At 71.8% G+C, this 19,235-nt stretch carries 16 protein-coding genes; 10 read left to right on the top strand and 6 right to left on the bottom strand.

Going from position 1 to position 19,235, the window contains the following annotated elements; all coding sequences use genetic code 11:
- Window positions 1–120: 120 nt before the first annotated feature.
- Together sigK and ACFXOM_RS22135 are read left to right on the top strand one after the other, a co-directional pair.
- Complete coding sequence (gene sigK / locus ACFXOM_RS22140) at window positions 121–705, top strand: ECF RNA polymerase sigma factor SigK (RefSeq protein WP_385038934.1); 585 nt, start codon at window positions 121–123, stop codon at window positions 703–705.
- Window positions 702–1,451, top strand: coding sequence for an anti-sigma factor domain-containing protein (locus tag ACFXOM_RS22135; protein WP_385038931.1), 750 nt, complete (start codon window positions 702–704; stop codon window positions 1,449–1,451). Before sigK ends, ACFXOM_RS22135 begins: the two co-directional genes overlap by 4 nt.
- 375 nt (window positions 1,452–1,826) lie before the next feature.
- On the opposite strand, the gene ACFXOM_RS22130 is transcribed toward ACFXOM_RS22135, so the two are convergent.
- The 6 genes from ACFXOM_RS22130 to ACFXOM_RS22105 all read right to left on the bottom strand — a co-directional run bounded on the left by ACFXOM_RS22130 (window position 1,827) and on the right by ACFXOM_RS22105 (window position 11,226).
- On the bottom strand, window positions 1,827–3,011 hold the full coding sequence (locus ACFXOM_RS22130) for an ABC transporter ATP-binding protein (RefSeq protein WP_385038929.1): 1,185 nt from the start codon (window positions 3,009–3,011) through the stop codon (window positions 1,827–1,829).
- Window positions 3,012–3,047: 36 nt separating this feature from the next.
- Window positions 3,048–3,881 carry a carbohydrate ABC transporter permease gene (locus ACFXOM_RS22125; protein ID WP_384939869.1) on the bottom strand — a complete coding sequence of 278 codons (834 nt, stop codon included), beginning with the start codon at window positions 3,879–3,881 and terminating at the stop codon, window positions 3,048–3,050.
- A complete protein-coding gene (locus tag ACFXOM_RS22120; protein ID WP_384939867.1) occupies window positions 3,881–4,825 on the bottom strand; it encodes a carbohydrate ABC transporter permease in 945 nt (314 codons plus the stop codon). The genes ACFXOM_RS22125 and ACFXOM_RS22120 overlap by 1 nt, the downstream gene beginning before the upstream one ends.
- On the bottom strand, window positions 4,822–6,135 hold the full coding sequence (locus tag ACFXOM_RS22115; protein WP_385038927.1) for an ABC transporter substrate-binding protein: 1,314 nt from the start codon (window positions 6,133–6,135) through the stop codon (window positions 4,822–4,824). Before ACFXOM_RS22115 ends, ACFXOM_RS22120 begins: the two co-directional genes overlap by 4 nt.
- A gap of 413 nt (window positions 6,136–6,548) precedes the next feature.
- On the bottom strand, window positions 6,549–8,624 hold the full coding sequence (locus tag ACFXOM_RS22110; protein ID WP_385038924.1) for a SpoIIE family protein phosphatase: 2,076 nt from the start codon (window positions 8,622–8,624) through the stop codon (window positions 6,549–6,551).
- A 151-nt stretch (window positions 8,625–8,775) separates the two neighbouring features.
- Complete coding sequence (locus ACFXOM_RS22105) at window positions 8,776–11,226, bottom strand: SpoIIE family protein phosphatase (protein WP_385038922.1); 2,451 nt, start codon at window positions 11,224–11,226, stop codon at window positions 8,776–8,778.
- 475 nt (window positions 11,227–11,701) lie between these two features.
- On the opposite strand from ACFXOM_RS22105, the gene ACFXOM_RS22100 reads away from it, so the two are divergent.
- From ACFXOM_RS22100 to ACFXOM_RS22065, 8 genes are all read left to right on the top strand, one after another.
- Window positions 11,702–12,673 (top strand): alpha/beta hydrolase, encoded by a 972-nt coding sequence (locus ACFXOM_RS22100; RefSeq protein ID WP_385038919.1) that lies wholly within the window; start codon window positions 11,702–11,704, stop codon window positions 12,671–12,673.
- Between the two features lie 131 nt (window positions 12,674–12,804).
- A complete protein-coding gene (locus ACFXOM_RS22095) occupies window positions 12,805–13,224 on the top strand; it encodes a cell division protein SepF (protein ID WP_384939858.1) in 420 nt (139 codons plus the stop codon).
- A gap of 56 nt (window positions 13,225–13,280) precedes the next feature.
- The gene (locus ACFXOM_RS22090; protein ID WP_384939857.1) at window positions 13,281–14,408 is read left to right on the top strand and encodes an AAA family ATPase; all 1,128 of its coding nucleotides are present in this window, start codon (window positions 13,281–13,283) and stop codon (window positions 14,406–14,408) included.
- Window positions 14,405–14,776: a nucleotide pyrophosphohydrolase gene (locus ACFXOM_RS22085; protein WP_384939856.1), complete on the top strand. Its 372-nt coding sequence runs from the start codon at window positions 14,405–14,407 to the stop codon at window positions 14,774–14,776. Before ACFXOM_RS22090 ends, ACFXOM_RS22085 begins: the two co-directional genes overlap by 4 nt.
- A gap of 125 nt (window positions 14,777–14,901) precedes the next feature.
- Window positions 14,902–15,384 (top strand): DUF6099 family protein, encoded by a 483-nt coding sequence (locus tag ACFXOM_RS22080; protein ID WP_384939854.1) that lies wholly within the window; start codon window positions 14,902–14,904, stop codon window positions 15,382–15,384.
- 163 nt (window positions 15,385–15,547) lie between these two features.
- On the top strand, window positions 15,548–16,471 hold the full coding sequence (locus ACFXOM_RS22075; RefSeq protein ID WP_384939851.1) for an LLM class F420-dependent oxidoreductase: 924 nt from the start codon (window positions 15,548–15,550) through the stop codon (window positions 16,469–16,471).
- Between the two features lie 46 nt (window positions 16,472–16,517).
- A complete protein-coding gene (gene mmuM / locus ACFXOM_RS22070; protein ID WP_385038916.1) occupies window positions 16,518–17,423 on the top strand; it encodes a homocysteine S-methyltransferase in 906 nt (301 codons plus the stop codon).
- 132 nt (window positions 17,424–17,555) lie between these two features.
- Window positions 17,556–19,151, top strand: a complete 1,596-nt coding sequence (locus ACFXOM_RS22065; protein WP_385038913.1) for a 3' terminal RNA ribose 2'-O-methyltransferase Hen1 — start codon at window positions 17,556–17,558, stop codon at window positions 19,149–19,151.
- The last annotated feature ends 84 nt before the right edge of the window (window positions 19,152–19,235 follow it).

Genomic DNA, 19,235 nt, shown 5'->3' with positions numbered 1-19,235 from the left:
TCCGTGAAGCCGCCCGTTCCTCTTCATTCCTCATCGAAGGACCGCCATGCGATGGAAGTATCCCGCCGGGCAACAGCGCTGCCCGCGTGAGGTCGCGCACCAGCGAGGGGAGGGAATCCGATGACCGAACCCGCGTCTTCCGGCTCGTCGCACCCGGCTGAACTTCGTTTGGACGAGGTGATGCAGCGAGTGGCTCGTGGCGACAAGGAAGCCTTCACCGTCCTCTACGACGCCGTCGTCGACACCGTGTTCGGGATCGTCGTCAAGGTCGTGCGCAATCGTGCCCAGTCCGAGGAGGTCGCCCAGGAGGTCATGATCGACCTCTGGCGGCGGGCACCCCGCTTCGACCCGGGCAAGGGCAACGTGCACGCCTGGGTCACCATGCTCGCCCACCGCCGCGCCGTGGACCGGGTCCGCTCCGTCGAAGCCGCCGCCAACCGCGACCACGACCATGCGGTACGCGACCAGCAACGCCCCTACGACGACGTCGCCGAGCGGGTGGAGAGCCGGTTGGAAAGCCAGCAGGTACGCCGCTGCATGAAGCAGCTCACCGAACTCCAGCGGCAGGCCGTGACGCTCGCCTACTACCAGGGACTGACCTACCGGGAGGTCGCGGAATCCCTCCGCACGCCGCTTCCGACCATCAAGACACGCATGCGCGACGGGCTCATCCGGCTGCGCGACTGCATGGGGGTGGCCACATGAAGGTCGACGAAGAGCTCCACACCCTCACGGGCGCCTACGCCCTCGATGCGCTCCCACGCGGCGAACACGGCGCGGTCGAAGCCCACCTTGTGCACTGCGCCCCCTGCCGGGAAGAGGTGGCAGGGTTCACCGTCACCGCGAACCGTCTCGCCGCAGCGGTGCGCACCCCCGCACCGCGCGCCATGAGGGAGTCCGTGATGCACGGCATCGACTCCGTGCGCCAACTGCCCCCACGCGTCGACACGACCGACCAACGCCGCACGTCGGTCTTCTCCAGAACGGGCAGGATCGGCCCGCTCCTCGTCGCCGCAAGCGTCGTCGCCACCCTCAGCCTGGCCGGGGTCGCGGCCTGGCAACACCAGCAGAGCACCGACTCGCAACGACGGGCCCGGCAGTCGGTCCGGCAACTCGAAGACCTGACGTCGGTCGTCTCCGCCCCCGACGCCCGCACCGTGCGGGGCCGCACCACCAACGGCGCCACCACCTCGGTCATCGCGTCCAGACGGCTCGGCAAGGCGGTCTTCGTCAGCGCGGACCTTCCCGAGCCGCCGTCCGGGAAGACCTACCAGCTCTGGTACGCGCAGCGAGGCGCCATGCACCCGGGCGGACTGCTCCGGCACGACGGGGCCGTGGCCATCAGAGGCAATCTCGCCGACGCCGACGCCGTCGGACTCACCCTCGAGCCCGACGGCGGCTCCCTCCAGCCGACCACCACGCCCCTGACACTGCTCAAGCTCCCTGCCTGAGCAGAGCCGCCCTCCCGTGCTCCGCCGCGGCATCGCGCGGTTGTCGCGCCCCACCGCGTCGTCCGGGTGCGGTGGCCGTGACGGCTGCGGCGCCTGCAGCCGGCCCGGTGACCCGCCCGGTCGGCAGTCGACCTCCGGGCGCGTGCGGAAGCCCCGGGCACGACCACCCGCTCGCCGCCGAGCCGGCGGTGCCCTCCAGGAGACGGGCGCCGACCGCGCCCGTGAGGCCAGGCGGAGTCGTCCCGGCGGGCTCGTGGGGACGCAGAACCGCGCGGCGACCGGGGCGGGCCGCCGGCGCTGCGGACGGGGCCCGGGCCCCACGGAGCCGGCCCGGACGGTCCGTCCGTCGCCCGAAGGAGGGGCCGTGCCGAGCACTCACCCCGGGGGCGCCGCCGTCAGGTTCCTGCCGGTGCGCGGATCGAAGAGGTGCATCTTGGCGGTGTCCAACCACAGTTCGGCGGGTGCCCCCTGCCGGATGCGGGTCGCGGTGCTCAGCCGCGTGACGATCTGGTTCCCGCTGGTCCCCGTCTCCGCCGCACCGGAGTCGGCGGCCAGCTCCTCCAGTTCACCGCTGCCGGTCGGCCGCCGGCCCTCCTGGGTGAAGTACGCGTACACGTCGGATCCGAGCGACTCCACGACGTCGACCGCGGCGGTGAAGGTGACCCCCGACCGGCCAGGGTCCACCAGCGCGGCGTCCTCGAAGGCCTCCGGACGCAGACCCACGATGAGCTCGCGAGGAGCCCCTTGCTGCTCGACGGCACGGAGGAGCCGCGGGTCCAGGGGTAGTTCGCCGACCGAGGTGTGCAGGACGCCTTCTGCCAGCGTGGCGCCCAGGAAGTTCATGGCGGGGGAGCCGATGAAGCCGGCGACGAACAGGTTGAGCGGCTCGTCGTAGAGGTGCTGCGGCGTGCCGACCTGCTGGACGACTCCGCCGCGCATCACGACCACACGGTCCCCGAGTGTCATCGCCTCGGTCTGGTCGTGCGTGACGTACACGGTGGTGGTACCGAGCCGCTGCTGGAGACGGGAGATCTGGGTGCGCATCTGCACCCGGAGTTTCGCGTCGAGGTTGGACAGCGGTTCGTCCATCAGGAACGCCTTCGGATCGCGGACGATCGCGCGGCCCATCGCGACGCGTTGGCGCTGTCCGCCCGAGAGGTTCGCCGGTTTGCGATCCAGGTGTTCGGTCAGGCCGAGGATGCCTGCAGCCTCCTCCACCTTGCTCCGGATCAGCGCCTTGTCGACCTTCGCCAGACGCAGGGCGAAGCCCATGTTGTCGCGCACGCTCATGTGGGGGTACAGGGCGTAGCTCTGGAAGACCATGGCGATGTCCCGGTCCTTGGGGGCCTCGTCGTTGACGACCCGGCCGCCGATGCGCAGCGTCCCTTCGGTGATGTCTTCCAGGCCGGCGATCATGTTGAGGGTGGTGGACTTGCCGCAGCCGGAGGGCCCGACCAGGATCACGAACTCACCGTCGGCGACGGTGAGGTCGACGTCCTGCACGGCCAGCGCGCCGTCGGGGTACCGCTTGGTGATGCCCTCCAGAACGATTTCGGCCACGGCCGGTGCTCCTTCCTGACGGCCGGCTGCTGCCGGTCAGCCCTTGACGGCCCCTGATGTGAGCCCGGCGACGATGCGCCGCTGGAACAGCAGCACGAAGACGACGATCGGAACGGTGATGACCACCGCGGCGGCGGCGATCGATCCGGTCGGCTGCGCGAACTGGCTGCTCCCGGTGAAGAAGGCGATCGCCGCCGGTACGGTGCGGGCCGCCGTGGTGGACGTCAGCGAGATGGCGAAGAGGAAGTCGTTCCAGCAGAAGATGAAGACGAGGATCGCCGTCGTGAAGACGCCCGGGGCGGCCAGCGGTGCGATCACCAGACGGAACGCCTGCGCGGGCGTGGCACCGTCCACCTTGGCCGCCTTCTCCAGGTCCCACGGGATCTCACGGAAGAACGCCGACAGGGTGTAGATCGCAAGAGGGAGGGAGAACGTCATGTACGGGATGATCAGCCCCGGCCAGGTATCGAAGATCCCCAGCACCCGTTCGATGTTGAACAGTGGGGAGACCAGCGAGATCGGGGGGAACATGGCGATCAGCAGCGACACCCCGATCAGCAGGCGCTTGCCGGGAAAACGGAGCCTCGCCACCGCATAGGCGGCCATGGTGCCCAGCGCCACGGCGATCACCGTCGAGATGAGCGCGATCCCGATGGAGTTGACGAGGGCGCGGGTGAACTCCGAGGTCTCGAAGATGCCGCGGTAGTTCGCCCAGGTCCACTTGGTGGGGATGAAGCTGCCGTCCGTCAGGGTGCTGGGATCCTTGAAGGACAGCGCGGCGATCCACCACACCGGGAACAACGCGTAGGCGATCACCACGAGGTTGACCACCGTCCAACCCGCCGTGCGACGTCCTCCCCAGCCGGCCATCAACGCTCCACCTCCTGCGCACCGGGAGCCGCTGCCCCGAAGAGTCTGATGAACGTGAACGCGATCAGTCCGACGCATAGGAAGACGAGCACGGAAATCGCCGACCCGATGCCGAGGTTGAGCGCCGAGAAGAGGTTGTCGTACCCCAGGATCGACACCGAACCGGTGCCGTGGGCGCCCGAGGTCAGCACGTAGATGTTGTCGAAGACCCGGAAGGCGTCCAGGGTCCGGAACAGCAGGGCCACCAGGATGGCGGGCTTCATGAGCGGAACGGTGACCCGGGTGAAGCGCTGCCACGCGGTCGCCCCGTCCACCTGGGCGGCGCGCAGCGTCTCCTCGGGCACCAGGGCCAGCCCGGCGAGCAGCAACAGCGCCATGAACGGAGTGGTCTTCCACACCTCCGCGAGGACGATCAGACCGATGGCGGGCCACTTCTCGGTCAACGGGGCCTCGCCCGCTGGCAACAGCGCCGCGAGGTAGCCCGTCCCCGGGGTCCAGGCGTACTGCCAGGAGTAGGCCGCGACCACCGTGACGATGCCGTACGGGACGAGGACCGCCGTGCGGACGCTGCCGCGACCGAAGAGCGTGCGGTGCATGACCAGGGCCAGGGCGAAACCGAGGACGAGTTCCACGGACACGGAGACGACGGTGATGACGAGCGTGACCCAGAACGCCTCCCACCAGAACCCGGACGAGAGCACGGCGCCGTAGTTGCTCAGCCCGATGAATCGAGCCTGGTCGGGGAAGCGCAGGTCGTAGCGCTGGAGCGAGAGGTAGACCGCGTAGACCACCGGGTAGGCGGTGACGGCGAGCATCACGACGACCGCCGGCGCACACAGCAGCCAGCCCAGCCGCCGCTCCTGCCGTGCGCCTTCGGACAGTGCCGCGGGCGTACCCCCCGGAGCCTCGGCACGGGAGGAGGTCGCGGCGGCCGGTCGGTTCACGGGATCAGCCCCTTGGACTGGAGGGCGTCCTCGATCTGGCGGCTGATGCTCCGCACATCGGGTAGGGGATCGATGTCCGACGGCGGTGAAAGCGTGTGCGAGATCGCGATGGACACGTTCTGGTAGGCGGGGGTCTTGGGCCGGATGCTGGCGCGCTCCAGCGAGGCCAGCACCTCGGAGGCGAACGGGTAGTCCTCGACCAGCGCGGGGTCCGCGTACAGCGACCGCAGGGTCGGTGGAAGCCCGCCGCGCAGCGCGGCGGTCATCTGGTTCTGCCGGTTGCGCAGGCACAGGGCGGCTTCGAAAGCGAGACGGCGGTGGCGCGAGTACGCCCCGATGGCCAGGTCGATGCCGCCGATGGTCGGCCGCGCGGGCCGGTCGGGGTCCACCGCCGGGTAGGGCGCCCATCGGAAGTGCGCGAACAGCCCCGGGTTGTCCGCTTTCATCGCCGGGTAGACGAAGGGGTAGTTGAGTTCGAATGCGGCACTCCCCGACTCCATGGCCAGCCGGTTCTGGTCCTCCATCTGGTTGGACAGCGACGGGTCGGCCGCGGGCGAGACAGCCAACTCGCGCATGATCGACGCCGCCCGGACGGCGGGCGGGCCGAGGGAGGGCGCGGTGGCCGTGGTGTTGAGCACGGAGCCGCCCGCGCTCGCCACGAGCGTGTTGAACCAGACCGTCAGCCCTTCGTACTGGGCGCCTTGGACCTCGACGTAGTGCGGCTTGCCCTGGCGAGCCAGCTCCCGTGCCGCATCCAGCATTTCGGCCCAGGTCCGGGGCGGCCGGGGCACCAGGTCGCTCCGGTACCAGAGCAACTGGGTGTTGGTGTTGTACGGAACGGCGTAGAGCCGGCCCCTCCACGTCGCCGTCTCCAGGGGCACCTCGAGCGTGTCCTCGGTGGCCCGCCTGCGCATCTCGCCCGTCCAGGGGAGGATCCACTGCGCCTCGGCGAACTCGGCGGGCCAGGTGACGTCGAGTCCCATGATGTCGACGGTGTCGTCCTGCGCCGCGAGCCGCCGCACCAACTGCTGCCGCTGGCCGTCGGCGGTGCGCGGGAGTTTGTGGTAGGCGATGCGGTAGCGGCCCCCGGAGGCCCGGGTGCAGTTGGTGGCCGCGCCCGCCAGGGCGCCCGAGTCGTCCGGGAAGTTGTACCAGTTGAGCGTGGGCGGACCGGATCCGCCGGTCCCGCAGGCGCCCAGCAGAAGTGCGAGCAGTGCGAGAGCCGGAAGGACCCGTGCCGAGTGCGTGCCGGAACGACGCGGACGGTCGACGCGCTGTCGCCGCGCGGCGACCTGCTGCACGCGCTCCACCGTCCACCCCCTCGGGTCCCGCAGTGCCGTGGTGCCCGGGCGGTCGCCGCGGCGGCGGCCCGGTCCCGCCGACCGTAACGGGACCGCTGCCGCCCGGCTCCGGGCGACGCACGTGTCGGGGAGGGGTCACCCGAACGGCCGCCGGCGCCCCACGTCTGCGCACCCGTGAACGCCGCGCCGCGTCCCGGGCGGGCCCGTCCCCGGGCACGTCCCGGCGGCCTGTGCGACCCGTGGCCGTGCCCGCCGTCAGCGCCCCGTGCCCTCGCGTTCCGCGAGGACGGGACGACTCGTGACCGCCGAGGCGTGCCCGCAACCGGCACCCGCCGCCCTCCGGGGGCGCAGCCGTCCCGCCCGGACGCCGACGCCCCGCCCCGGCGACGAGCACTGCCGGCGCCGGCGCGGGCGCCCCGTCCTCACTCGCGGACGCGTGCGATCAGCAATGCCACGTCGTCCTCACCGACCTCGCCCCGCAGCGAGTCGAGGAGCAGGTCGCACGTCTCCTCGAGTCCCTCGGGCGGCTCCTCGAGAAGGTCGAGAAGCACCTGCAACCGGGCGTCGATGTCCTGATCACGGGTCTCGACCAGTCCGTCGGTGTAGAGCACGAGCGTGTCGCCCGGGCCCAGCCCGACCGTGACGGCGCGGAACGGTACCCCGCCCACGCCCAGCGGCGCTCCGGTGGGCAGCTCCAGCAGCTGCGGGCCGTGACCGGGCCGGAGCAGCACCGGGGGCAGATGCCCGGCCGTGGAGACGCAGCACTGCCCCCGGTGAGGGTCGTAGAGGGCGTAGAGGCACGTGGCGATGTGGGGTTCCAGCTCCCCGGTGATCGCGTCAAGGTGGTGCAGCACCCGCTCGGGATCGAGGCCCAGCGTGGCCAGGGTCTGCGTGGCGGTCCGCAGCCGACCCATCGCCGTGGCGGCGTTGATGCCGCTGCCCATGACGTCCCCCACCACCAGGGCGGTCCTGTCGCCGCTCAGCGGGATGATGTCGAACCAGTCGCCCCCGACTTCGCTGACGGCGCCGGCTGGCTGGTAGCGGGAGGCGACCTCCAGGCCGACGAGGTGCCGCGGGTGCCGTGGCAGCAGGCTGCGCTGGAGGGCGAGGGCCGCGTTGCGCTGCTGCTGGTACCAGCGGGCGTTGTCGATGCAGACCGCGGCGCGCCCCGCCAGCTCGGTGGCGAGCAGCACGTCGTCGGCGTCGAACGGGAGCGGGTTGCGGTAGCGCTTGAGGTCCAGGGCGCCGAGCACCTGACCGCGGGCGATCAGAGGTACGGCCAGGTACGAATGCACTCCCGCGGCAGCGAGCAGCATGGCGGCGCGGGCGTCACGGGCGATCCGCGGCAGGTCCTCGTTGCGGACGCGCGGCACCGCCACCGGTTCGCCGGTCTGTACGCATCGGGTGACCAGACGGTCCGCCGCGTAGCGGGCGAGGTCGCCCGGCGGGTCGGCGGCGTGCACCGCTGCGGTGGGCGACGCCGCGGCGACCGCCAGCGCCCGGAAGACCGCCGTGGCGCCGGGCCGCACCGACTCGCGGCGGCCCTCGACGGCGGAGTCCAGGACGTCCACCGCGGCGACGTCGGCGAGCTGTGGCACGGCGACGTCGGCGAGTTCCCTGGCGGTCTCCCACAGGTCCAAGGTGGTGCCGATACGTATCGTCGCGTCGGAGACCAGGGTGAGCCGCCGGCGGGCACGCTCGGCCTCCTGGGCGGCGTGGTGCCGGTCGGTCACGTCCACCACGGAGGCGGCCACCCCCAGGATCCGCCCGCCGGGGTCCTCCAGTCGGTACAGGGACACCGACCACGCAAGCTCGGTGTCGGGGTCCGACGGGACGCGGCCGATCACCTGCCGGTCCACCAGCGGGGTGCCCGTCTCCAGGACCTTCTGTAGCGCCTGTTCCAGGCGTCCGTCGTCGAGGAACGGCAGGGTGTCGCCCACGGGCCGCCCGGCGTGCTGCGCGGCCGGGATCCCGCTGACCCGCTCCAGCGCCGGGTTGACGGTCACGATGCGCAGGCCGGTGTCCAGGACCGCAAGGCCGATGGGCGACTGGTCCACGAGGCGAACCGACAGCGCCAGATCGCGCTCCACCTGCCGCAGCGTCTCCTGGTAGGTGGCCAGCCCCAGGGCGTAGAAGCGGCCGTGCGCGTCCTGCAGCCGCATGTTGCGGAACTCCAGCAGACGCACGCTGCCGTCCTTGTGACGGACCGGGAACACCCCGGCCCAGCTCTCGCCGCTCTCCATCACCTGAGAGAACAGTTGGAGCACGACCCCGTAGCGCTCCTCGTCGACGAGCAGTGGCGCCGCGAACTCGCCGAGCGCCTCGTCCGCGGTGTACCCCAGCAGGGCTTCCGCCTGTCGGCTCCACAGCGTGATGCGCCCGTCCGCGTCGAGAACGACCGCGGCCATTCCCAACACGTCCAGCAGACCGCCCGGCGGGGCGGGACCGAGCTCCACATTCGGGACCAGGTCACCGGAGAACGCTTCGGTGCCACCCATCCGCAGCCGCTCCTCCCACCGCCCTACGCCGCATGCGTGCAGGCCACGCCCACCCCGCCGGAATCCCGGGCGCTATCCATCCTGCCTCCGCCCGCGCATCCGCGCAGCTCCGCACCGCGGCGGCGCAGATCAGGCACCGTGACCGCGGGGTTCAGGGCGCACCGGTCAGCCCGGCGCGGGGCGGCAGCTCCTGCTCGGTCCACACCGTCTTGCCCTCCCGGGCGTGCCGGGTGCCCCAGCGCGCCGTCAGCTGGGCCACGAGCAGCAGACCCCGGCCGCCCTCGTCCGTGCTGCGGGCGCGCCGCAGGTGCGGGGAGGTGCTGCTCGGGTCGGAGACCTCGCAGATGAGCCGGTGCAGGTGGATCAACCGGAGCGTCACCGGGCCGCCGGCGTAGCGGTAGGCGTTGGTGACGAGCTCGCTGACGACCAGCTCGGTGGTGAAGACCATCTCGTCCAGGCCCCACTCCGTGAGTTGCCGCGCCGCCAGACCCCGGGCCCGGGCGGGCGCGGTGGGTTCCGCCGGCAGCTCCCAGGTGGCGACGCGGTCGGGCGACAGGGTCCGGGTCCTGGCCAACAGCAGGGCGACGTCGTCGGAGGGCCGCACGGGCAGCAGCACGTCGACCACCTCCTGGGACGTCTCCTCGAGCGGTCGTGGGGGACCGCCGAGTGCGGTGCAGAGGCGGCTGAGCCCCGTGTCGACGTCGTGTTCCTCGCCCTCGATCAGCCCGTTGGTGTACAGGGCCATCATGCTGTTCTCGGGAAGCAGGAGGTCCGCGGCCTCGAACGGCAGGCCGCCCAGCCCCAACGGCGGCCCGACGGGCAGGTCCGGCAGGCTCACGTCCCCGTCGGGGGTGACGAGGACCGGCGGGGGGTGGCCGGCGCGGGCCACCGAGCAGAGCCGGGACACCGGGTTGTAGACGGCGTACAGGCAGGTGGCGCCCACCACCTGCTCCCCGGGGGAGTCCTCGCCGGAGCTCTCCTGCTCGCCCGCCAACCGGGTCACGAGGTCGTCGAGGTGGGACAGCACCTCGTCGGGTTCGAGGTCGAGATCCGCCAGGGTGTGTACGGCCGTACGCAGCCGTCCCATGGTGGCGGCGGCGTTGATGCCGTGCCCCACGACGTCGCCCACGACGAGGGCGACACGGGCCCCCGAGAGCGGTATCACGTCGAACCAGTCCCCGCCGACACCGGCGGCACCGCCGGCCGGAAGGTACCGGTGGGACACGACGACCGCGGGATGCCGCGGGAAGTCGCGGGGCAGCAGACGGTGTTGCAGGGCCAGCGCGGTGCGGCGCTGTTGCGTGTACTGGCGGGCGTTGTCGATGGACACCGCGGCACGGGCCGCGAACTCGCTCGCCAGCGTGAGGTCGTCCTCCTCGAACGGCTCGGGGACCGCGTACCGCCACAGGCACACGAGCCCCAGCACCAGGCCCCTGGCCGTCAGCGGGACCACCATCAGGGAGTGGACGCCCAGTTCACCGGCCTGGACCGCCTTGTCGCGATCGAGACCCGACGCTGCCGCCGCGGGATCGAAGGCGGCGACCAGAACGGGGCGCCGGGTGAGCAGGCACCTGGCCTGCGGCGCGTCGGGTGGGAAAGTCCTGGTCGTGCCCACCGGGAACATGACCAGCTCCGGGTTCGGCGCGATGGACTTGAGGGCCGACCTGATCAGCCGGCCATCCCCATCCGGCAGGGGCTCCTCGCCCAGGACGACCGCTTCGAGGAGGTCGACGGTCACGCAGTCGGCTAGGCCCGGGACGGCGACGTCCACCAGCTCGTCCGCGGTCGTCTCGACGTCGAGCGTGGTGCCGATCCGGGTGCTCGCCTCGTTGAGCATCGCCAGCCGCTGCCGCGCGCGGTGCCGGTCGGTGACGTCCTCGACGAGCTGCGCCACGCCGAGCGTCCGGCCCGTGGCGTCGTCGAGCCGGAAGGCGGACACGGCGACGTACCGCTCGCGTGGATCGCCCTGCAAGCGGCAGGGCTGCTCGGTGAAGATCATCGGGTTTCCGGTGGCCAGAACCTTCCGCAGCCGGGCTTCGATCGTCTCCGCGTCGGCGGCCACCAGGAAGTCGCCGATGCGGTGCCCCCGCGCGTCCTCGCTCCTGATACCGCCGATGTGGGCGATCGCCCGGTTGATCCGGAGGACGTTCAGGGAGGGATCGTGGATGGAGAGACCGATCGGCGATGTGCGGAACAGCTCGTCCATGACCGTACGGTCGATCTCCCACTGGGCGACCTCCTCCGCGGGAGCTCCCACCACCAACCACTCGTCGACGTCCGCGGCCCGCTTGACCAGTCGCACGCGCAGGCCGACGTCGTGCCGTCGGCCTGCGCGGTCCCGCAGCGGTAGGAAGCCGAACCAGCCTCCGTCGCGGACGCACACGGCTGCGGCCTGCCGTGCCGCCTCCACGTCGCCCGGGAGGACCAGCAGTTCGACCGCCGACCTGCCGAGGACGTCCTGCGTGGTGTATCCGAGCAGGGACTCGGCCCGCACACTCCAGGCAGCCACCGAGCCCCGGCTGTCCAACACCGCAGAGGCGGCGCGACCCAGGGAGAACGGGTCCTCCGGGCTCTCACTTATCAGGGGCACGGATCCGGTCATCCCTCTCATGCTCCATCGGCCGCGGGCGATCTGCACGTGCTGCTCCGGGCCGTGCCGCAAAAGCCCGTTGGCGGAGACGGCGGTCACCGTGGGCCGGACCCTGAGCAGCACGTGCCATGGGTCCCCGGAGTGCGATCTTGCCGGTCTCGACGGAGGCTGGTGCCAGGGCGCGGTCGTGTACGCCCTCGTCCGCACGGGATGCGGGGGCCGGCACGGGGCGATGGGACGGAACGCACGGGCGTGCGCCCGACGCACGGGCGTGCGCCCGTGCAGCCCGGGGACGTCCGCGGGGCGCGCACGAGGGCCGCGGGAGGCCGTCGGGCGACCGTCCCGCCCGGAAACGGACCCGTTCGCCCCGCAAGCGCCTCCCGCACGCCTCCGGCGCCGTACAACCGGTCGGACCTCGCGCGAGGCGCTGGATCCGACCGTAGGGTCGTAGAACCTTGGTCGAGTCGCTCACGAGGGAGTCACACCGATGTCGAACCGCGACGCACCCCAGCCGGTACTGGAGCAGGCCGCCGCGGACTTCGCCGCGGCGACGGCCGACCACCCGTTCCTGTTCGAACTGCCGCCCGCCGAAGGCCGCAAGGTCGTGGACGAGGTGCAGTCCGGTGAGATCCCCATGCCCGACGTGAACGAGGAGTGGGTGACCGTGCGGGGCGGACCCACCGGCACGGTCCGGGCCCGGGTCGTGAAGCCCGTCGGTGCCGGCGACGTCCTTCCGGTGATCCTCTACATCCACGGTGCCGGCTGGGTGTTCGGCAACGCCCACACCCATGACCGGTTGGTGCGGGAGCTGGCGGCCGGGGCGGGGGCGGCCGTGGTGTTCCCCGAGTACGACCTGTCGCCCGAGGCCCGCTACCCCGTCGCCATCGAGCAGAACTACGCCGTCGCGCGGTGGATCGGCACCGAGGGCGGCGGCACGGGGCTGGACGCCGCACGGCTGGCGGTCGCGGGCGACTCGGTCGGGGGCAACATGGCCGCGGCGCTCACCCTGATGGCCAAGGAGCGCGGCGACGTGCCCCTCGTGGCGCAGGTCCTGTTCTACCCGGTCACCGACGCGGCCTTCGACACCGGCTCCTACCACCAGTTCGCCTCCGGCTACTACCTGCGCCGTGACGGCATGCAGTGGTTCTGGGACCAGTACACGACCGACGAGGTCCAGCGTGCCGAGACGACCGCGTCACCGCTGCGCGCGACCACGGCACAACTCACGGGGCTGCCCCCCGCCCTCGTCATCACGGCGGAGGCCGACGTCCTGCGCGACGAGGGCGAGGCCTACGCCGACAAGCTGCGCGCCGCCGGTGTGCCCGTCACCGCGGTCCGCTACCAGGGCGTCATCCACGACTTCGTGATGCTCAACGCCCTGCGCGGCACGAACGCGGCGGAGGCCGCCATCACCCAGGCCGTCACCACCCTGCGCCGCGCGCTGCACCCGGCAGGCTGACGGGTGCAGGCGGCGCACCGACCGACGGCCGGGGCCGGGACGGCGTGCTGCCGACAGGCCGCCCGCAAGTGACGTGCACGGCGCTCGTGTCGGTGATGGGCCGAACGGGTGAGGGGGGCGAAGATGGTCCCATGAGCAGGTATGAGAGGTACGACGTCACCGACGAGCAGTGGGAGGGCCTGGCGCAGGTCGTCCCGCTGCGCGGCCGCAACGAATGGCCGTCGAGGGTCGACCACCGCACGATCTCCCGGGACCGCGTAGCCGAGCAGGTCGCCGAAGCCGCCGCCGAGCAGCGCCGCATGGTCGTGCTGCGGGTGCAGGTGTTCGCCGACGCGCGCGAGGTGGCCGAGTACCTCGTCGCACGCGTCCCGGTGCTGCTGGACCTCACCAGCGCGGACTCCGAAGTCGCCAAGCGCATCCTGGACTTCAGCAGCGGTGTCGTCTTCGGCCTCGGCTGTGGCATGCACCGTGTCGACCGGAACGTCTTCCTGCTCGCCCCGGCCGGTACGGAGGTCGAGGGCACCGCCGCGGCGGCTGTCCCCCATTCGTAGGAAGCCCTTATTGGTGTAACGGTTCGGCGGCCGGCACGCTGCGTAGCGTCATCCGCATGGACTCGCCCGGCACGCGCCCCACGGTCACCGAACTCCGCCTCTCCTCCTTCGCGTCGCATCGTGGAGGTGCCTTCGGCCTGGGACCGGTGACACTGTTCGCCGGGCCGAGCGGGAGTGGGAAGTCGACCGTGTTGCAGGTGTACGAGGCGTTGGCGAGGCTCGGGGGCGGCGCCGAACTGGCCGAGGCGTTCCCGGATCCGGGCGGCTGCGTGCCCGAAGGCGCAGGGGAGGACGCCGAAGGCCGGCGGGGCTTCAGGGTCGGCTGCACGGTGAACGGTCCGGTGGGCACCGTGCGGCTCGACCTGGCCGTCCAGGCCGAGCCGGAACTCCGCATCGTCGGAGAGCGGTTGACGAGCGACGGACACGTCCTGTTGAGCACGGCACTGCGCGATCCCGGGCGTTCCCGCGTCCAGGCGGCCTGGCACACGGCGGGGGACGCCGCCGTGACCCGCGCCCCGCTGCCCGACGACCGTCTGGGCACGGCACTGTTGCCCCTGCGGGTCGCCGGGAGCACGGACGGGCAACGGCGAGTGCTGGCCGCCGCCGAGCAGGTGGTGGTGGCCCTGCGGTCGGTGTTCCCGTGCGACCCGCAGCCCCATCGGATGCGCGCACCGGTGCTGCCGGGGGAGGGGCGACTGCGGCGCGGCTGTGACAATCTGGCGGCCGTACTGCACCGTACGCGCAGCGAGTGCGCCCGACGCCACGCGCGGTTGGCGGCGGTCGCACGGGAGGGCTGCGCGGGCGCGGTGGCCGGCGTCGGAGTCGAAGAACTCGCCGACGGTCGGCTGCGCGCGGTCCTCGGTCGGGCGGCCGGGCGGCGCGCCACTCCGTTGGAGAGGCTCGGCGACGGTGAACTCCGCTTCCTGGCCCTGGCACTGGTGCTGCTCACCGGGCCGGGCGTGTTGGCGGTCGACCCGGCGGCGGAGGTGCCGGGGGCACTGCAGTCCCTCACCGTGCTCGCCGACGGATTCGACCGGTGCCTGGACGGCGGCCAACTCCGCGAACTCGCCGCGCTCGCCGGGTCGGTGTGCGCCGGTGGGCACCTCAGGCTGGTGGGTGCGGTGGGCGACGGGGCGGCCGCGCGGAGCATCGAGGGAGTGACGGTGGTAGACCTGGTGCCGTGACGGAACGGGATGTGCAATCACTGCAGCGCCGGCTGGCCGAGTTCGCGGCGGCCCGAGGCTGGGAGCCTTATCACACACCGAAGAACCTGGCGGTGGCGTTGACCGTCGAGGCTGCGGAACTGGTGGAGATCTTCCAGTGGTTGACACCGGAGGAGTCCGCCCGCGTGATGGACGACCCGGAGAAGGCGCACCGCGTCGCGGACGAGGTCGCGGACGTGCTGGCTTATCTGTTGCAGTTCTGCGAGGTGCTCGGGGTCGATGCGCTCCGCGCGCTCTCCGAGAAGATCGACCGGAACGAGCTGCGCTTCCCTCGGGCGGAGCGGCACTCGGACGGGTCCGCACGCACGGATCGTCACTCTACGGAGTGATGGATCTTGCGTCCATCGACTACCTGTCCACAGATTTCCGAATTCCCCTGGCTTTTCGTCTGGATGACCCTCACTCTGGGTAGTGAAAGGTTGAGCAGAAAGTCGTACGAACGGGGGCGGCGTGTATGGATGCGGAACGACTGATCGCGGTTGCTCGACGCGCACTTGCGGAGTGCGGGGCCGCGCTGGACGTGGTGGCGGAAGCCTGGCAGGTCCAGGTCCTCGCCCAGGCGGTCGGCGGGCAACTGGCCGTTTGCGGGCCACAAGAGCTGAGGAGCGAGGCGCGTGGCCTGAGCGAGACGGGCGGTCGGGTCGGCGGGCCCGTCGACTCCCGGTCGCTGCACAGCGGGACGCTGAGAGCCGCGCAACTCACCGGAGTTGCCGACCCGCGCAAGGCGTTGACGGCCCTCGTGGCGCTCCTCGGGGAGGCAGGCATGGCCCTCGTCGGGGTCGCCTGCGCCACGGACGAGGAGGGACTGTACTGGCAGTGCATCGAGGCGATCGACGCGGTCGACGAGTCGAGCGACCGTGCGCGCGCGATGCTGCGCCGCCTTTCGCTGCGCGACCACAGCCAGGAAAGCCCCGATCCGGCGACGAGCCCGCCCTGATACGGGAAGGACACCGGATGCCGGTCGGCCGCCGGTCGACCCGGACCAGCGCCGTCACGGCGATCCGCGCGCGTGACGGATGACGCACGTTCACCCGTGCGGTGACCAGGCGTCGAGGCGGCATCGCGGGGCCGGGAGCCGTACGACGGGGCAAGATGGATCTATGGACCTTCGCATCTTCACCGAGCCCCAGCAAGGGGCCGCCTACGACACCCTGCTGACCGTGGCCAAGGCCACCGAGGACCTCGGATTCGACGCCTTCTTCCGGTCGGACCACTACCTGCGGATGGGCTCGGCCGACGGGCTTCCCGGCCCCACCGACGCATGGATCACCCTCGCCGGATTGGCCCGGGAGACCCGGCGGATCCGCCTCGGCACGCTCATGACCGCCGGCACGTTCAGGCTCCCCGGAGTGCTGGCCATCCAGGTCGCCCAGGTGGACCAGATGTCCGGTGGCCGCGTCGAGCTCGGCCTCGGCGCGGGCTGGTTCGAGGAGGAGCACAAGGCCTACGGCATTCCGTTCCCGAAGGAGAAGTTCGCCCGGCTCGAAGAGCAACTGGCGATCGTGACCGGCCTGTGGGGCACCGAGAGCGGCCGGACCTTCTCCTACGACGGCACGTACTACCGGCTACAGGACTCGCCCGCCCTGCCCAAGCCCGCGCAGCAGAAGGTCCCGGTGCTCATCGGCGGCCACGGCGCGACCCGCACCCCCAGGCTGGCCGCTCGGTACGCCGACGAGTTCAACATCCCGTTCGCCTCGATCGAGGACAGCGAGCGCCAGTTCGGCCGAGTACGGGCCGCCGCTGAGCAGACCGGACGAAAAGCGGACGACCTCGTCTACTCCAACGCCCTCGTCGTGTGCGTCGGCCGGGACGACGCCGAGGTGTCCCGCCGTGCCGCCGCCATCGGCCGGGACGTGGACGAATTGAAGGCGAACGGTCTGGCGGGCTCCCCCTCCGAGGTCGTCGACAAGATCGGCCGCTACGGTGCGATCGGGTCCTCCCGTATCTACCTCCAGGTCCTCGACCTCGAGGACCTGGACCACCTGGAGCTCATCTCCTCCCAGGTCCAGTCCCAGCTGGGCTGACCGCCCCATCCCCCGCCGACATGCCGTTCCCGGCCCGGAGCCACCCGTGAAGCCCTCCGGAAACATCGCCGCCGCCCTCGCCCGAGGGCCCCTGGTCCTCGACGGCGGACTCTCCAACCAACTGGCGGCCCAGGGCTGTGACCTGTCCGACGAGCTCTGGACGGCGACGCTGCTCACCGACGGCCCCGAGCAGATCCGAGCGGCCCACGAGGCGTACGTGCGAGTGGGGGCGCAGGTGCTCACCACCTCCAGCTACCAGGCGACCTTCGAGGGGTTCGCCCGCCGCGGCGTGGGACCGGTCCGTGCCGCCGGGTACCTCGCCCGCAGCGTGGAACTCGCCAGGGAGGCCGCGGAGGACACGGACCGGTACGTGTGGGTCGCCGCCTCCGTGGGCCCGTACGGGGCCATGCTCGCCGACGGCAGCGAATACCGTGGGCGCTACGGGCTCACCGTGCGGGAGCTCGTGGATTTCCACCGGCCGCGTATCCGAGCGCTCGCTGCGGCCGGTCCCGATGTCCTCGCCCTGGAGACCGTGCCCGATGTCGACGAGGCGCGTGCACTGCTGCGCGCGGCCGACGACTGCGGGGTGCCCGTGTGGCTCTCGTACACCGTGGCGGGAGAGCGCACCCGCGCCGGGCAGGACCTCGCGGCGGCCTTCGCGCTGGCTGCGGACAACGACCAGGTGATCGCCGTGGGGGTCAACTGCTGCGAGCCCGTCGACGCTGACCGGGCGGTGGAACTCGCGGCCGGCGAGACCGGGAAACCCGTCGTCGTCTACCCGAACAGCGGCGAGCACTGGGACTCCGGCGCACGGGACTGGCGCGGCGAGGTCACCTTCGACCCGGCACGAGCCGCCGCCTGGTGTGCTGCGGGAGCACGGCTCGTGGGCGGCTGCTGCCGGGTCGGACCCGACCTCATCTCCCGCCTGTCCGAGCTCGCCGGTCCGCGGTGACGAGCCGCCGCTCGCCGCCCCCGTCAGGGGCGTCACGATCGCGTCAGCGACGGCGGAGCGCGCTCGGGCAGGGCCCCCGAAGGAGAGAAAACGCGTGTCGGTCGCCGCGGCGGGCACGCCATACTCGTACGTGTGTTCCTGACGATCAGTACCACCGGCACCCCCGAGCGTCCTGCCACCGACCTGGGCTTCCTGCTCCACAAGCATCCCGACAAGGCACAGGCGTTCTCGACATCCCACGGCACGGCACACGTCCTCTACCCCGAGGCCACGGCCGAGCGGTGCACGGCAGCGCTGCTGCTGGAGGTGGATCCGGTGGCGCTGGTGCGGCGCGGAAAGGGCAAGGCCCGCGGTGGAGCCCCCGACACCGCGCTCGCACAGTACGTCAACGACCGGCCCTACGCGGCGTCCTCGCTGCTCTCCGTCGCCATGGCCACCGTCTTCAAGAGCGCACTCCGTGGTGTCTGCCTGGCCAGGCCCGAGCGGGCCGCGAACCCCATGCCGCTGCGGATCGAGGTGCCCGCGCTGCCCGCGCGGGGCGGCAGCGAGCTCGTCCGCAAGCTGTTCGGGCCGCTCGGCTGGGAAACGGTCGACGCAGAGCCGATCGTCCTGGACGAGCAGTTCCCCGAGTGGGGCGACTCGCGCTACGTACGGCTGGCCCTGGAAGGCGAGCTGAGGCTCGCCGACGCCCTGCGCCAGTTGTACGTCCTGCTCCCCGTGCTCGACGACGCCAAGCACTACTGGGTCGCACCCGACGAGGTCGACAAGCTGCTGCGGGCGGGCGAGGGCTGGCTGGCCGAACACCCTGAGCACAAGCTGATCACCAGCCGCTACCTGTCGCGCCGCTGGGGCCTGACCCGGCAGGCCATGGAGCGGTTGGAGCTCGTGCGGCTGGCGGAGGCCGACGACCTCGACGTCGAGGACGTGGACAACGCCGTGGACGACGCGCCGGACGAGGCCGGCGACGCGGGGGCCGCACCGGCACCGCTCGCCGAGCTGCGACGCGAGGCCATCGTCGCCGCGCTGCGCGGGGCGGGTGCTGCCACGGTGCTCGATCTCGGCTGCGGACAGGGCCAGTTGCTGCAGGCACTCCTCAAGGACGCGCGGTTCACTGCGGTCACCGGTGTCGATGTGTCGGTGCGGGCTCTCGCCATCGCCGCCCGACGGCTGCGGCTGGACCGCCTGGGCGAGCGGCAGGCAGGACGAGTCACCCTGCTCCAGGGGTCCCTGACCTACACCGACAAGCGGCTCGTCGGCCGCGATGCCGCCGTGCTCAGCGAGGTGATCGAACACCTCGACCTGCCGCGCCTGCCCGCCCTGGAGTACGCGGTGTTCGGCTCGGCACGTCCGCGCACGGTCATCGTCACCACGCCGAACGTCGAGTACAACGTGCGCTGGGAGTCCTTGCCCGCCGGGCACGTGCGCCACGGTGACCACCGCTTCGAGTGGACCCGGGAGGAGTTTCGAGCGTGGGCCGACAGCGTCGCCCAGCGGCACGGCTACCGGGTGGCGTACCTGCCCGTCGGCGACGACGACCCCGACGTGGGCCCTCCGACACAGATGGCGGTCTTCACCCGGACCAACGAGACCACCGGCACCCACGAGCGCCAGGCAGCGCCCGTCGCGCGCGACACCGCCCATGACGGTGCCGAACGGCGCGAAACCGAACGGCGCGGACCCGATCCGCACGACACGACCGAGCACGAGAGCGGAGCGAACGCTGCCTAATGCTGTTGTCAAGCTACGAGACGAAGAGGTGGCCGGGCCTCGTAGGGGCGTTGGTCGCGCAGGATGGCGTAGAGAACGTTGATC

The organism is Streptomyces sp. NPDC059169 (genome assembly GCF_042755225.1).
GTDB lineage: Bacteria > Actinomycetota > Actinomycetes > Streptomycetales > Streptomycetaceae > Streptomyces.
Note: the sequence above shows the minus strand (reverse complement) of the source record. Positions and strands in the feature narration are given on the sequence as shown.